At 54.9% G+C, this 13,240-nt stretch carries 14 protein-coding genes; 10 read left to right on the top strand and 4 right to left on the bottom strand.

What is annotated here, in order from left to right:
• Positions 1 to 6: 6 nt before the first annotated feature.
• The 6 genes from V7775_RS01805 to V7775_RS01780 are packed head-to-tail and all read left to right on the top strand — an operon-like array spanning position 7 to position 5,174.
• Positions 7 to 894, top strand: a complete 888-nt coding sequence (locus tag V7775_RS01805) for a formate dehydrogenase accessory sulfurtransferase FdhD (protein ID WP_335750150.1) — start codon at positions 7 to 9, stop codon at positions 892 to 894.
• Complete coding sequence (locus V7775_RS01800; RefSeq protein ID WP_335750149.1) at positions 891 to 1,442, top strand: hypothetical protein; 552 nt, start codon at positions 891 to 893, stop codon at positions 1,440 to 1,442. Before V7775_RS01805 ends, V7775_RS01800 begins: the two co-directional genes overlap by 4 nt.
• A 37-nt stretch (positions 1,443 to 1,479) precedes the next feature.
• Complete coding sequence (gene mobA / locus V7775_RS01795) at positions 1,480 to 2,082, top strand: molybdenum cofactor guanylyltransferase MobA (RefSeq protein WP_335750148.1); 603 nt, start codon at positions 1,480 to 1,482, stop codon at positions 2,080 to 2,082.
• Positions 2,079 to 2,570, top strand: coding sequence for a molybdopterin-guanine dinucleotide biosynthesis protein B (gene mobB / locus V7775_RS01790; protein WP_335750147.1), 492 nt, complete (start codon positions 2,079 to 2,081; stop codon positions 2,568 to 2,570). The genes mobA and mobB overlap by 4 nt, the downstream gene beginning before the upstream one ends.
• Positions 2,567 to 4,678, top strand: a complete 2,112-nt coding sequence (locus V7775_RS01785; RefSeq protein WP_335750146.1) for a molybdopterin-binding protein — start codon at positions 2,567 to 2,569, stop codon at positions 4,676 to 4,678. The genes mobB and V7775_RS01785 overlap by 4 nt, the downstream gene beginning before the upstream one ends.
• A 10-nt stretch (positions 4,679 to 4,688) precedes the next feature.
• Entirely contained in the window at positions 4,689 to 5,174 is a 486-nt protein-coding gene (locus V7775_RS01780) for an aggregation factor core (RefSeq protein ID WP_335750145.1), read from the top strand.
• 10 nt (positions 5,175 to 5,184) lie between these two features.
• Here V7775_RS01780 and V7775_RS01775 read toward each other — a convergent pair whose 3' ends face one another.
• The 3 genes from V7775_RS01775 to V7775_RS01765 form a co-directional block, all read right to left on the bottom strand.
• The gene (locus V7775_RS01775; RefSeq protein WP_335750144.1) at positions 5,185 to 6,258 is read right to left on the bottom strand and encodes a hypothetical protein; all 1,074 of its coding nucleotides are present in this window, start codon (positions 6,256 to 6,258) and stop codon (positions 5,185 to 5,187) included.
• 14 nt (positions 6,259 to 6,272) lie between these two features.
• Positions 6,273 to 6,743, bottom strand: a complete 471-nt coding sequence (greA, locus tag V7775_RS01770) for a transcription elongation factor GreA (protein WP_335750143.1) — start codon at positions 6,741 to 6,743, stop codon at positions 6,273 to 6,275.
• Positions 6,744 to 6,888: 145 nt separating this feature from the next.
• The gene (locus V7775_RS01765; RefSeq protein ID WP_335750142.1) at positions 6,889 to 7,269 is read right to left on the bottom strand and encodes a VOC family protein; all 381 of its coding nucleotides are present in this window, start codon (positions 7,267 to 7,269) and stop codon (positions 6,889 to 6,891) included.
• A gap of 86 nt (positions 7,270 to 7,355) precedes the next feature.
• On the opposite strand from V7775_RS01765, the gene soxR reads away from it, so the two are divergent.
• The 4 genes from soxR to V7775_RS01745 all read left to right on the top strand — a co-directional run bounded on the left by soxR (position 7,356) and on the right by V7775_RS01745 (position 12,210).
• Positions 7,356 to 7,820, top strand: coding sequence for a redox-sensitive transcriptional activator SoxR (gene soxR / locus V7775_RS01760; protein WP_335750141.1), 465 nt, complete (start codon positions 7,356 to 7,358; stop codon positions 7,818 to 7,820).
• Positions 7,821 to 7,951: 131 nt separating this feature from the next.
• Complete coding sequence (locus V7775_RS01755) at positions 7,952 to 9,604, top strand: electron transfer flavoprotein-ubiquinone oxidoreductase (RefSeq protein ID WP_335750140.1); 1,653 nt, start codon at positions 7,952 to 7,954, stop codon at positions 9,602 to 9,604.
• A gap of 97 nt (positions 9,605 to 9,701) precedes the next feature.
• Positions 9,702 to 11,426, top strand: a complete 1,725-nt coding sequence (locus V7775_RS01750; RefSeq protein WP_335750139.1) for a tetratricopeptide repeat protein — start codon at positions 9,702 to 9,704, stop codon at positions 11,424 to 11,426.
• Complete coding sequence (locus tag V7775_RS01745; protein WP_335750138.1) at positions 11,416 to 12,210, top strand: 4-(cytidine 5'-diphospho)-2-C-methyl-D-erythritol kinase; 795 nt, start codon at positions 11,416 to 11,418, stop codon at positions 12,208 to 12,210. The genes V7775_RS01750 and V7775_RS01745 overlap by 11 nt, the downstream gene beginning before the upstream one ends.
• Here the strand turns inward: V7775_RS01745 and V7775_RS01740 are convergent.
• Positions 12,203 to 13,201 carry a polyprenyl synthetase family protein gene (locus tag V7775_RS01740; RefSeq protein ID WP_335750137.1) on the bottom strand — a complete coding sequence of 333 codons (999 nt, stop codon included), beginning with the start codon at positions 13,199 to 13,201 and terminating at the stop codon, positions 12,203 to 12,205. The genes V7775_RS01745 and V7775_RS01740 overlap by 8 nt on opposite strands.
• Positions 13,202 to 13,240 lie beyond the last annotated feature (39 nt).

The raw sequence follows: 13,240 nt of genomic DNA, 5'->3' as shown, positions 1-13,240 counted from the left end.
TAGGGGGTGCAATTGGCTGAACTTGATGATTTGTCGGAATATTTGATCGCGCCTGATCCAGCCGCGCGGCGGCTCACGCGTGCTGTTAAGGGTACGGATCACAACGGGATTACCCAAGAGATCAACGTGGTCGAAGAACGTCCTTTGACGATTTACCTGAACCGGCAGGAAATTGTGACGGCCATGACAATTGGGGATTACCCTGATTATCTCGCGCTGGGTTTTCTGCGCAATCAGGGCATGTTGCACGTCGACGATGAAATTACGCGGGTCGATTACGACGAAGAGCTGGAAACCGTCGTTGTACGCACTGCCCGCGAAACCGATTACGAAGATAAGATGAAGCGTAAAACACGTACCAGCGGTTGCGCTGTTGGCACTGTGTTTGGTGATATGATGGAAGGGTTAGAGGATGTGACCTTGCCCCAAACGCAGGTACGGACCTCATGGTTGTATGCGTTGTCAGCCAAGATAAATCGCACGCCGAGCCTGTATTTGCAGGCCGGTGCAATCCATGGAACGGTTTTATGCGCGGGTGATCGACCTCTGGTCTATATGGAAGACGTAGGTCGCCACAACGCTGTCGATAAAATAGCAGGTTGGATGCTTTCTGAGGGGGTCAGCGCCGATGATAAAATCCTATACACAACGGGCCGCCTGACATCCGAAATGGTGATCAAAACGGCGATGATGGGGATACCCGTGCTTGCCTCAAGGTCTGGTTTCACCGCGTGGGGTGTCGAGATTGCACAGCAATTGGGCCTTACGCTGATTGGCCGGATGAAGGGGCGACGCTTTATGTGTCTCGCTGGCGAAGACCGCTTGCTGCGTGATGCAGATCCGGCCGCAGTTGCGGATGAGCCAAAACGTGCAAGCCGGAAGGCCGCGCCATGAGTGATGCACGTTGGCAGTTTGATGTTTCTCCGACAACAGCCGAAGCATATGAGGCAATGGTGATTGTTGGCCGTGGCTTGTTAACGCGTCGAACAAAAACGTTAGTGTTTGTGCATTCTATATTTAACGGACTTTTAGCGCCGCTAGGCGCGGTGCTGGTTTTCTGGAGTTTCGTCGTAATGGTTGTGGGAAACGATAATTCAGCTCTAAGAGGTGCAACTCTCCCAATAACTCTTTTGATTTTCGGGGGAATTGGGATTTGGTTGACGAGAAAAGCCCATCTTGTGATGGCAGAAGCATCCGTAAAATCTCATTTTGGACGACAGTACCATGTGTCCTTGGACTGCAGCGGAATTACGGTAACCACAGATAACAGTCGTTGGCACAGCGGATGGCATGATGTGTCTGTGGTGCGAGGCGGTAAACAGGTTCTTGCGGTGGGTATATCTAGTAAAACTATTGCAGTGCCACGCCGCGTGTTCTTGGGGCCTGATGACGCGACAGATGCTTTGGGCGTTATGCAAGCATGGCAAGAGGGTGCACAATGAACGGTTTTGAGCTGGTAGTTGCTCTGGAGGCATCACGATGAAGCAACCCTTTGGTGTGATCCTTGCAGGCGGGCAGGCCACCCGCATGGGCGGTGGTGATAAAGGTCTGCGAATGTTAGGCGGGCAAAGCCTGCTTGCGCGGGTAGAGGCGCGCCTTGCGCCGCAAGTAGCCGAGGTCGCGCTGAATGCAAATGGCGATGCCGCGCGCTTTACAAGCTTCGGGATGCCCGTGATCGGGGACAGTGTTGAAGGCTTTGTGGGGCCACTTGCGGGTGTTCTGGCTGGGTTGGATTGGGCTGCATTGCACGGGGCCGAAACGATTGTGACTGCCGCAGCGGACACGCCGTTCTTCCCCTGCGATCTAGTGCCGCAACTCTTGTTGGCGTCCGAGGGGATGACCCATCCGCTGGTCCTTGCCGCGACGCCTGATGCAAAGCGGGGCCGCGCACGCCACCCTACCTTTGGTCTCTGGCCTGTCGCATTGCGCGATGATCTGCGCGAAGCGCTTGAGGGTGGGTTGCGAAAGGTTGTGTTGTGGACAGATACGCACGGCGGCCGCGAGGCGCTGTTCCCGCAAGAAGAAGCATTCTTTAACGTAAATACGCCCGATGATCTGGCCCAAGCGGAGACAATGTTATGAGGGTTTACGGCGTAGTTGGCTGGAAGAACGCAGGCAAGACAGGCCTTATGGAGCGCCTCGTGACTGAGATCACAGGCCGTGGGTTTTCAGTCTCAACTGTTAAACATGCCCATCACAGCTTTGATGTGGATCACCCCGGCAAAGATAGCTTTCGCCACCGCGAGGCAGGAGCGTCGCAGGTATTATTGGCCTCGCGCAACCGCATAGCACTGATGCATGAACTGCGCGGCGCGCCTGAACCCTCATTGGAGGAATTACTTTCCCAGCTTGCTCCGGTAGATTTGGTTTTGGTTGAAGGGTACAAGCGCGACGCCCACCCAAAGATCGAAGCGCACCGCGCTGTTACAGGCAATCCGCTGATTTCGCCGGATGATCCAACCATCCGCGCAGTGGCAAGTGATACGGAGCTGTTACTAGATTTACCAATTTTCGATCTTGATGACACTGCGGCCATCGCTGATTTCATTTTGGCTGAGGTCGAACTGTGAAGCCATTTGACACAATCCTTGTTGTGCATTGGTCTGCGGGAAAACGTGCAGGTGTCGCGCCGCGAAAAGATGCGATCTGGCTAGGGCTGACGCGCGATGGCATCAGCCAAGAACCACAATATTGCCGTTCCCGCCAAGAGGCGGAGCAGGCGATAGCTGAATTGATCAAGGATGAAACCCGCGCAATGCGGCGGTTGCTTTGCACGTTTGATTTTCCCTTCGGTTATCCCACAGGTTTTGCACGCCACGTGACGGGATCAGATGACCCATTTGTCCTCTGGGATTGGTTTGAAGGTCGCATCACAGATGCAGCCGACGGGAGCAATAACCGCTATGAGGTTGCCGAGAGTCTGAACCAGATGTTTGAAGGCGAAGGACCGTTTTGGGGTAAGCCTGATCAGGATAGATGGCCAGATGTACCTTATCGCAAAGCTGGTATTCGCTTTGATCAGGTAGCGGAAAATCGGACCTGTGATAGGGTTTCAAAGGCGTCCTCGTCCTGCTTCCAGCTTGCGTTTCCACCAACTGTAGGTGGGCAAATGATGATGGGGCTGCCCATGCTCAACCGCTTACGCAGAGTGCAGGGTGTCGCCGTTTGGCCGTTTGAGGAAACACAGGACGCGAATGTAGTTCTGGCAGAAATATGGCCGGGTTTGATTGAGGACGCGGTAAAGGCTGAACTGGCCCAACAAGGCAAGAGTGCGATCCGCGACCGCGAGCAGGTGCGCCTGCTGGCCAATGCGCTGGCACGTTTGCCTGTTGAACAGCTGGCCAAACATATGGTGGATGTTCCACCCCTTGCTAGGGAAGAGGCGTGGGTTTTGGGCTCTGGACTTTCGAGTGAATTGAACGTGTTGGTGCGAAATTCACCCGCTTTGCGGAATGATTGTTTTGCCTTGCCACAGGGTATCCACTGGACACCTGTTAAAGAAGCGCATGCATTGCTGCGCGACCAGCTTACACCAATAGCTGCGACCGAAATACTTCCTTTGGCGCAGGTCGCAGGCCGTATTTCTGCGCAGGATGTTATCGCCGCACGTGCTAATCCTCCACTGCCTAACACAGCTGTCGACGGCTATGGGTTTGCAGGGGGGCGAGACGAGGGCACGCACCGTCTACCTTTAATGCAGGGCCGCGCGGCGGCAGGTGACGCCCCTACAATAGTTCCGACAGGCCACGCCATTCGGGTTCTGACGGGGGCCGCATTGCCTGACGGTGTTGATACGGTGGTCTTACAAGAAGATGTTAGCATCGAGGAATCACATGTCGTATTTCACGGTGCCCTCAAGCAAGGTGCAAATGCGCGCCGCGCGGGTGAGGATGTTCTTGCTGGGGATTTGATATTGCGCGCAGGCCGCCACATTACACCGGCTGATTTGGCTTTGCTGGCGGCAACTGGCGTGTCGCAGATTTGTGTAAGGGTGCCATTGCGCGTGGGGGTGCTTTCTACGGGCGATGAGTTGGTTGAAAGCGGAGATAGGGCCAAGGCGGGCCAAATCTACGATGCAAACCGCCCCATGCTGTTGGCGCTATTGTCCAATCTGGGGCATCAGGCCGTTGACCTGGGCCGTGCGCCCGACAATCGCGATGAGTTGCGCAAGATTTTGGATGTAGCGGCAGATCAAGTTGATGCGATTATCACTAGCGGTGGTGCATCAGCAGGAGACGAAGATCACGTTTCTGCATTGCTTCACGACGCTGGTGCGCTGGCGCTCTGGCGGATTGCGATTAAACCAGGGAGGCCGCTTGCACTCGGTATGTGGCACGGCGTGCCTGTGTTTGGGTTGCCCGGTAATCCAGTGGCGGCGATGGTATGCACGTTGATATTCGCGCGACCCGCTTTGGCGCAATTGTCAGGTGCAGATTGGACCACACCGCAAGGGTTTGAAGTGCCTGCAGCCTTTAGCAAAAGCAAAAAGGCAGGTCGCCGCGAATACCTGCGTGCGCGCATGCGAGATGGCCAGGTTGAGGTATTTGTATCTGAGGGATCGGGGCGCATAAGCGGATTAAGCTGGGCAGAAGGGTTGGTCGAACTATCTGAAGAAGCACGGGAGATAAGCGCGGGTGATTTAGTGCGCTTTATTCCGTTTGGGAGCTTTGGGTTTTAGGAGAGATACGATGTGGAAAGCCGGATTGATTTTGTTGGCTTCAGCAACTGGTGCACAGGCTGCAGGCTGTAATGGTGCGGCGTTGCAATTTGTTGAAAGCGCGCCACGTGATCGGTTCGAACTGAGTATAGGGGCAGATGTTTTGCGTTCGGTGACTGTGGATTTGCGCGGTTCAAAAGGTCAGCTTATCTTTGACACAGCCAATGGCGGGACAGGCGTAGAAGTGTTTCAGCCATTGCGTGACGAGGGTGGCACACAGGCTGGCGAAGTAGCTGATGGTGCTGAAGTGATCAAAGTGGCGCTGCGGGATGCGCGTGCTGGCGGACGTGCCGCATTTTCCATTGATGTCGATGACCGTCTTACAGCTTCTGAACTAGGCCAAATCCGCGTGACGGGTGGCGAGATGGCAGGTGCCAGTGCAACGTTTGAAACCGAAGGCGGCGAAATGTTGGTCGCGGTTTTTGACGGAAATAATCGCGCGGTGCATTGCCCATAACCCGAAAGGGTTAGTCGAATGTTCCGGCAACACGACCGAGTAGCATAAAGGCACGTGCTGTGCGCGTGTCTGCCATGGCTGAAATCTCAGAATCTGTCGCAACTTTTTCGAAATCGGCAAAGAGCTTGTCAAAACGACGCAGAAAATGGTGCGCGGCATCGCGAAAAATGGGGTCTTGCTTCATCCGGCCAGACGTTAACGCAAGCGAAGAGCGATCACGAATACCGCCCAATGCAGCGATAGGGCGTCCGCGCTGTCCTTGACCGAACATGCGCCAAATTTCGGGGCGGGCACGGTCAGGCCGAAGATCATCCATATAGATGCCGTCTTGGCTAAGGAGCGTTAGGATATCTTGGGCTGCTTGGATCAGTTGCGCCGCGTTACGGTCCTTCATGGCGCGACGTAGCGCGGCAAAGCCTGCTTCGTCCTCGGCCGTTTCAGGAAAGTTAAGCGCGCGGATTAGGTCATCCCCTTCAAGCGGGGGAGCCATATCAGCACTTTGCGTTCCAAGGGCCAATGTCTGCTGGTCTTCGGCGGATATTTCTTTGACAGGCTGCGCGGCGCGCGGCGCGTCTTCGCGGCGGGTAGAAAAGGTGGCCAGCGTTGTTTCAGTCTTGCGCGTTGCCGCTGCGATCTCGTCCAACTTGCGCGAGACGGAAGGTTCGGTTGTGAGCCTGCCACCTTGCTGCTGGGCGATATAGGCATGGCGAATAGCATCAATTGCCGCCTGCAAACGCAAGCTTTCTTCGCGCATGACGCGACTGGCGCGCGCGGCAGTGGCAGCCACCCAAACCATAGCCACGGGCATAAACACCGCGAGCATTGTCATTAAAAAGCGTAACCCACCCTGACCCTCAACTGCAGGGGCCTGAGGCATGAAGACGAAAAAGATCAAACACCCGACCAGCCATATTGCCGACAGCACAAGTGCTGTGATCTCGATGCTGGTAATACCGTCGGGACGGGATTTGTCGTAAATGCCTAGAGGCGTCGGGCGCGCGTTTGCCGGTTTTGCGGTGCGCGCATTTGCGGCACCTGCGGGGGCGCGGGCCTGTGGCTGCTCTGGTGATGGGGCATCAGTCATGATGGGCGTTCCAATCAGGCATATACGATTTTGAGAACCTCATAAGATCGTTGTCCACCCGGCGTGCGGACTTCGACGCTATCGCCTTCATCTTTGCCGATCAGGGCGCGGGCGATGGGTGATTTGATGTTGAGTAGGCCCAATTCGATGTTGGCCTCGTATTCGCCCACAATCTGATAGGTTTTTTCCTCGTCGGTATCTTCATCTGCCAGCGTTACTTTTGCGCCGAATTTAATCGTCCCGCTTAGTTTGGCAGGGTCAATAACCTCAGCAAGTGAGATCGCACCCTCAAGTTCTTTCACGCGCCCTTCGATAAAGGACTGCTTTTCTTTAGCAGAGTGATACTCGGCATTTTCAGACAGGTCACCGTGTTCGCGTGCTTCGGCGATTGCCTTGATGATGGCAGGGCGTTCAACGGTCTTGAGGTGTTTTAACTCGGTCTCAAGGGCCGTGTGGCCACCGCGGGTCATTGGGATTTTTTCCATGGCGTTCGTGTCCGTCATACTAAGGCGCGCCCCGAAGTTGGTTCGGGGCGCGTGTTTGCGTTGCTTATCACCTGACCCAAGTTGCACGTTAAATGCAAGCGGATAAGGGGCAGGTGCTGGCGCGGTTTCGCCGAAATGGGCATTCTTAATCGTATTGAACAACCTCGAATTCGATACCGTCGCTATCGTGAAAATAGAAACGCCGCCCTGGCTCATAGTCGTAGTGCTCTCCCACGCTAAACCCTTGGTTGTGTACTGCGGCTTCCACGGCATCCAAATCGTCAACTGTTACTGCGATGTGGTTCAAACCGCCGATACTGGTGTAGCTGTCCAGTTTGGCGGTCAAGGGCACGTTCGGTTTATATATCGCGAGGTAGCGATCTGCCGTGCCGACATGAATGCTATACCCACCTGATATAGCATCGCCCTGCCAACGGATGTGCCAGCCAAAAATATCCTGCATCCATTTTGCAGTCGCTGCCGGATCCGATACGGTGAAATTTGCATGTTCAAGTTGCGCAGTCATTTGATTTCCTTTCGATGAAATAACGTGACGCCTTTGTTTGTAATTGCTAAACCTAACTTTAGGTCAAGGAGTTTTTTGGAGGTTCTATGCCCGTAAATGAAGGTCTTACAATTGGGGCGCTCGCGTCGCGTACTGGGCTCGCTGTATCTGCGATCCGTTATTACGAGCGTCAGGGGCTGATTAAACCTTGGCGCAATGCGGGTGGCCAACGCCGATTTGCGCGCGCTGATCTGCGGCGTCTTAGTTTTGTTATGATCGCGCAACAATTCGGGTACACTCTCCCGCAAATTCGCGAGCAGCTTGATCAGTTGCCTCAAGGGCGAACACCCACCAAAGGTGATTGGACCAAGATTAGTGGAGGCTTTCGAGAGAGTCTGGATGCCCGGATCGCCACATTAACAAAACTGCGTGATAATCTGGATGGCTGTATCGGTTGTGGGTGTCTTAGCCTTGAGGCATGTGCGCTGTATAATCCGCTGGATGCTGCCGCTGTTGGCGGGCAGGGGCCGCGCTATTTGATGGGGGATAAGCCAATGCAGGCCCATCGTTAGCGCTCACCTTGATAAGTTTGGGTGAAAAGCCCTATCGAGAAGCAATTTAACGCCTCGTCGTGATTGCAATGATGGGTGTCAGAGGCTAGGCCGGATAAAACCGTTTTTTAGGGACATGGGGAGCGCCTGATATGGCCGAGATTGAACGCGAAGCGATGGAATATGATGTTGTAATCGTGGGGGCAGGTCCTGCGGGCCTTTCTGCGGCGATCCGTCTCAAGCAGCTTGATGCAGATTGCACTGTGGTTGTGCTGGAAAAAGGCTCCGAAGTGGGCGCGCATATCCTGTCAGGTGCGGTGCTGGACCCATGCGGCCTTGATGCGCTTATTCCCGATTGGAAGGAAAAAGGCGCGCCGCTGAATGTCCCCGTGATCGAGGACAATTTTTACGCGCTGGGTGCGGCGGGTGGAGTGCGTATTCCTAACTTTCCTATGCCCCCTTTGATGAGTAACCACGGCAACTATATCGTTTCCATGGGGAATGTTTGCCGCTGGATGGCAGAGCAGGCCGAAGAGATGGGCGTGGAAATCTTTCCAGGCATGGCATGTTCTGAAGTCGTTTATGGTGACAACGGTGAAGTCAAAGGTGTGGTTGCTGGTGAGATGGGCCTCGCGGCCGATGGAACCCCTGGCCCTAGTTACGAGCCTGGTATGGAGTTGCACGGTAAATATGTGTTCCTCTCCGAGGGCGTGCGCGGCAGCCTAAGCAAACAGGTCATTGAAAAATATGATCTGGCCAATGGCAAAGAGACGCAGAAATACGGCCTCGGCATGAAAGAAATTTGGGAAATCGATCCTGCCAAACACAAAGAAGGGTCAGTCACGCACACGATGGGTTGGCCTTTGGGTAAGAAGGCGGGCGGCGGTTCGTTTATCTATCACCTTGAGAACAATCAGGTCTATGTAGGTTTTGTTGTTCACTTGGGTTATAAAAATCCGCATGTTTTCCCCTACATGGAATTCCAACAGTTCAAGCACCACCCAATGGTTGCTGAGCTGCTGAAGGGCGGCAAACGCGTCGCATATGGCGCGCGTGCAATTACTGAGGGCGGATACCAATCCATGCCCAAGATGGTTGCACCGGGCGTGGCGCTGTTGGGTTGTTCTGTTGGCATGGTTAACCTGCCGCGCATCAAGGGTAACCACAACGCGATGATCTCCGGTAAAGCAGCTGCTGAAGCTGCCTATGTTGCGATCCAAGCGGGCCGCTCAGGTGATGAACTGCCGGACTACGAGCACGAGGTTCGTAATGGCGAGATCGGCAAAGACCTGTTTAAGGTGCGCAACGTCAAGCCGCTTTGGTCTAAATTTGGCCTTGTCGCATCGCTTGCGGTTGGCGGGTTTGATATGTGGTGTAACACCCTATTTGGCGGCTCTTTGATGGGCACTTTGGGTCACGGTAAGAATGACGCAGAAGTTACCGAACCTGCTGCAGACCATAAGGTGATCACCTATCCAAAGCCTGACGGCAAACTCAGCTTTGATCGACTTACAAATGTTGCGTTCTCCTTCACGAACCACGAAGAAAGCCAACCCGCGCACCTGACACTGAAAGACGATACCGTGCCAGTTGGGGTGAACCTTGAGACATTCGCAGGCCCATCCGCGCGCTATTGCCCTGCAGGCGTTTACGAATTTGTAGAGGAAGAGGGCAAAGACACCCGCTTTGTCATCAACTTCCAGAACTGCGTGCATTGCAAGACATGCGACATCAAAGATCCTAGCCAGAATATCGTCTGGACAACGCCTCAGGGCGGTGACGGGCCAAACTACCCGAACATGTGATCAATTTTCGCGGCTTCCTGCCTATTCAGATGGGGGGCCGCCATTGCGCGGACGCGCAAACATGCTAGCCTCAATAAAAAGAATGAGGCTAGAGTAAATGCAAAAATTCCTGACCACCGTTAGCGCTGCCGCCCTTGGCGTGGCAGTTATGATAAGCATTCCTGCAATGGGTGTGGCTGAAACGCTTGCGGGATCGTATCTGGCTGGACGCAGTGCGGCACTGCACAATGATTATGCTCTTGCGGCGCGGTATTATGCCTCCGCGCTGGCACGCGACCCAGGCAATGTAGAGATGATGGATAACGCGACGTTATCTTATCTCGCGCTGGGTGATGTGACAAAGGCACTGCCGCTGGGCAAAGCGATTGTCGCTTCGGGGCAGCGTTCTCAGGCTGCGCGGATGGTGATTTCGGCAGGGTTGGCTGCAGATGGTAGTTTTGCGGAATTAGCCACGCTGGAAATCCGGACAGATGGTGTTAACCCTTGGTTGGATGGTCTGGTCAAAGCTTGGGCGCTGATTGGGTTGGACGATGTCGATGGCGCAATTGCGCAGTTTGACAGCATCTCAACGGATGCGGGCATGGCGGGGGTGATAGCCTTTCACAAGGCGCTCGGGCTTGCGACTGTGGGTCGTTACGACGAGTCCGAAGCGGTGTTTGCTGGAGGCACACTTGGCGCTGCGGCGCGTACCCGTCGTGGTGTTATAGCTCATGCCGAAGTGCTGTCTCAGTTGGGACGTAATGCGGATGCGATAAAGGTCATCGACAAGACCTTTAATGGCGCCACTGATCCAGAGCTAGATATTCTGATCGCCAAGTTGAATGCCGATGCCGCGGTACCCTTTACCCACGCGCCGACCGCGCGCGCTGGGCTGGCCGAGGTTTATTATACTTTTGCCGCGCTTTTACGGGCTGAACGCGCAAGTGATTACTACACGCTGCTTTATGCGCGGGTTGCACGGTATTTGCGCCCTGATCATGTGGACGCGCTGTTGCTCACGGCTGATCTGCTCGAAGATTTGGGCCAATATGAGCTGGCCATAAAGGAATATCGTGCCGTGCCAGCCGATGATTCTGCCTACCATGTTGCTGAATTGGGACGCGCGGCTGCACTGCGTCGCCTCGAAAAGGCAGATCAGGCCATTGAGGTGTTGGAACAGCTGTCGCGCAGCCATGGGGATCTGGCCGTTGTGCACTCCACATTAGGGGACACGCTGCGCGCCCAAGATGAAGACCAAGCCGCTATCAAAGCCTATTCACGCGCGCTGGATCTGACGGCACAGGGCGATACACGCGGCTGGTTATTACATTTTTCACGCGGGATCGCTTATTCGCAAGATGGTGATGATGTTGCGGCTGAGGCCGATTTTCGTGCTGCGCTGGCGATCAATCCCGATCAGCCGCAGGTGCTGAACTATCTCGGGTACTCACTGGTTGAAGAACAGCGCAAGCTAGATGAAGCGCTGGATATGATCGAACGCGCAGTCGCGGCCAGCCCTGACAGCGGATATATCGTGGATAGCTTGGGTTGGGTGTATTATCGCTTGGGTCGCTATGATGAAGCTGTTGTGCAGATGGAGCGCGCGGTGGAGTTGGAGGCCGTTGATCCGGTGGTGACTGACCATCTAGGGGATGTCTATTGGGCGGTAGGGCGCACGCGCGAGGCACAATTCCAATGGCAGCGGGCGCTGTCGTTCGTCCAGTTTAGCCAAACCGATACCGAGGCCGAACCGGACCGCATCCGCCGCAAGTTAGAAGTTGGATTGGATGCCGTGTTGGCAGAAGAAGGTGCCGCTCCGCTGAAAGTTGCCAGTGACGACTGAAGCGTTTGCGGCCGCAAAGGTAAACCTCACGCTACATGTGACCGGGCAACGCGGTGACGGGTATCATTTGCTTGATAGTTTGGTCGTGTTTGCAGACATTGGTGACCGTCTTTGGTTTGATCCAGCACCTGATCTGCAGATTGAGGTTTCGGGCCCTTTTTCAGATGGCGTACCAACGGACGATCGTAATCTGGTTTGGCAGGCAGCTGAGTTGGCGGGCTGGAGCGGTCGAATTCATCTAGAGAAAAACCTGCCTCATGGTGCAGGCATTGGCGGTGGCTCATCTGATGCGGCGGGGGTGCTGCGTGCGTTTGGTGGTGGTGACCGTGCTGCAACTTTGGGGGCGGACGTACCTGTTTGCCTTACCCCCCGCGCGCAACGGATGAGGGGGATTGGCGATGTGTTGGATGCGGTTGCCCCGCTACCGGATATGGAAATAGTGCTGATCAACCCACATGTGCTGGTGCCAACAGCCCCCGTTTTTGCGGCGTTGGAAAGCAAGCATAATAGCCCGATGTCGGATGTATTGCCAACGTTTGAAAACGCGGATGATTTTTGCAAATGGTTAAAGGCACAGCGCAACGATTTGGAAAACCCTGCACGCGCGATTGCCCCGCAGATCGATGTGGTGGTTGAGGCATTGGAGGACGCCATGATCGCCCGCATGTCAGGATCAGGGGCGACCTGCTTCGGCCTCTATCAACACGGAGCAAAAGCCGCCGCCAAACGCATAGCATTGGCGCACCCCGATTGGTGGGTGGCTGCGGGAAAGCTACTTAGCTGACGCGGCTGACGACGTAATCGGCAAGGTCGATCAGCATATCTTTGATCTCATGCGCAGGCACGGGGGTAAGGGCCGCTTTTGCCTTTTCGGCCCATTCCATTGCATCCGCTTGCGTTGCTTTGAGCGTACCATGTTTGAGAAGCAGCGAAATTGCATGTTCCAGATCGCCGTCATCTTGTTTGCCGCGTTCGATTGTGCGCGTCCAAAAGGCGGTCTCTTCTTTATCCGCAAGGGCGATTGCCTTGATCACAGGGAGCGTTAGCTTGCGTTCACGAAAATCATCGCCAACGTTTTTGCCTGTGGCGTCTTCTTGGCCTTGATAGTCCAGCAGGTCATCGACAATTTGGAATGAAATGCCCAATGCATCTCCGTAATCAAATAGCGCGCGGACAATTTCGTCTGGCGCATCGGCAATCACGCCGCCAACTTCGGTAGCGGCTGAAAACAATGCAGCAGTTTTTCCGCGTACAACTTGCAGGTAAACACTCTCATCCGTCGCAAGGTTCTGGGCAGCCGTAAGCTGAAGAACTTCACCTTCGGCAATGGTGGCTGCGGCGTTAGATAGAATCTGCATGACTCGCATTGAGCCGGGTTCGGTCATTAACTGAAAGCTGCGGGCAAAAAGATAGTCACCGACCAGTACGGAGGACTGATTATCCCACAGCAGGTTTGCAGTCGGACGTCCACGGCGTTGGCTGCTTTCGTCTACGACATCGTCGTGCAGTAGAGTGGCGGTGTGAATGAACTCCACAGTCGTGGCCAAGTGGATGTGATACGGGCCTTCATAGCCACACAGAGCAGCCGCAGCGAGTGTCAGCATAGGGCGTAGCCGTTTGCCGCCTGCCTCTACCAAATGCGCTGTAACCTCTGGAATGCGGGGCGCATGTTCAGACGACATGCGCTCGCGAATTAATTGGCTTACGGCCTCCATTTCGCTGCTCAGCGCAGCGGCAAGGCGATCATGAGGTTTTTGGCTCATCTCTATGGTCATTTTTCTGTGCCCCCACGCTCGACAAGGGGTCATGCCCCA

The sequence above is a fragment of the Sulfitobacter sp. genome, from assembly GCF_036960155.1.
Taxonomy (GTDB): domain Bacteria; phylum Pseudomonadota; class Alphaproteobacteria; order Rhodobacterales; family Rhodobacteraceae; genus Sulfitobacter.
Note: the sequence above shows the minus strand (reverse complement) of the source record. Positions and strands in the feature narration are given on the sequence as shown.